Origin of the sequence: Streptomyces pseudogriseolus, from assembly GCA_002154585.1 — a bacterium.
Lineage (GTDB): Bacteria > Actinomycetota > Actinomycetes > Streptomycetales > Streptomycetaceae > Streptomyces > Streptomyces pseudogriseolus.
On record MUNG01000702.1, the window covers coordinates 449 to 702 of the forward strand.

Sequence of the window (254 nt, forward strand, 5' to 3'; positions counted from 1 at the left end):
CGTGCAGGCCCTCTTCCGGGACGCGGAGGGCGTGAAGCTGCTCCCGTCCCCGCACCGCCCCGACGGGCCGCCCACGGTGACACGGGAGGCCGGGTGGGAGCGGCTGGTGTACTGCCTGGTCGTCAACCACCTCATGGAGATCGCCGCCGCCCTCGCCGACCACCACCCCGGCCTCGACCCCTGGCCGGCGGTCCGCGCCGAACTGGCCCGCCACGACCTCCCCGAGATCCCCGCCCTGCTGACCGCCCCCACCC

Annotated in this window: 1 protein-coding gene; it reads left to right on the forward strand. The window is 76.4% G+C overall.

Features of this window, described 5'->3' with window-relative positions; all coding sequences use genetic code 11:
- Positions 1 to 254, forward strand: a 254-nt coding sequence (locus tag CCN29_RS36730; protein WP_442538691.1) for an IucA/IucC family C-terminal-domain containing protein, incomplete at both ends; no start/stop codon positions are given.